Genomic DNA, 851 nt, shown 5'->3' on the forward strand with positions numbered 1-851 from the left:
ATGGTTCTGCCGTCCCAGGCGTACGAGGTCAAACTTGCGCCGCATCCGGCGCCGTTCTCGGTGCTGCAGTTCGAAGGCGATGAAGGCGTCAGCCGACTCTACCGCTATGACATCGAGTTCACGAGTGTTGTCGCTGATATTCCGATGGACCAGGTGCTGGGGCGGCCCGCGAAGTTCGTGATCGACCCCATCGATCCGGACGCCGCCTATCTGCTCAGGATGTTTGGCGAGAACGCGTCGAAGTTCAGTGAGATGCCGCCTGCGCGAACCGTTCACGGCATCGTGACGCAGTTCGACCAGCTGGATACGTCCGCGGATGAGACGCGCTACAGGTTGCTTATCGAGCCACGTATCGCTGATCTTGCCCGCACGGTGACCAGCCGGCTGTTCCAGAAGCAGTCGGCGCAGGAAATCATCACCGACACGTTGCGCCACTACGGGTATCGCGAGGGCGTCGACTTCAGGTTCAACCTGCGGGCGCAGTACAAGCGTCACGAATACATCACCCAGTACCACGAAACCACGTTCGCCTTCGTCCAGCGCATTGCGGCTGACGAAGGCATCTGGTTCCGCTTCGAGCAGGCGAAAGACCATGAAGTCATCGTCTTCGGCGATGACCTTGATGCGTATGCGCGTAATCAGCGCATCGTGCCGTTCCGGCGCCACTCGGGGCTGGCCAACGCCGGAGCCGAGTCCGTCAGGTCGATCGGGCGCCGCATGCGGCGCGTGCCTGAAGCGATCCGGCTGAACGACTACAACCACCGTCAGGCCGGTGTGTCGCTGCTCGTCGAGCAGAACGCGGCGCGTGGCGACAGGACGACGAACGCAGTTGATTATCGCTGGGGCGAGCA

Annotated in this window: 1 protein-coding gene; it reads left to right on the forward strand. The window is 61.9% G+C overall.

Annotated elements, in window-relative coordinates:
- Positions 1-851 (forward strand): type VI secretion system Vgr family protein (locus KHO31_RS39000; protein ID WP_211626151.1); only part of this gene is annotated, 851 nt, incomplete at both ends.

Source organism: Paraburkholderia domus, assembly GCF_905220705.1.
GTDB classification, from domain to species: Bacteria; Pseudomonadota; Gammaproteobacteria; order Burkholderiales; family Burkholderiaceae; genus Paraburkholderia; species Paraburkholderia domus.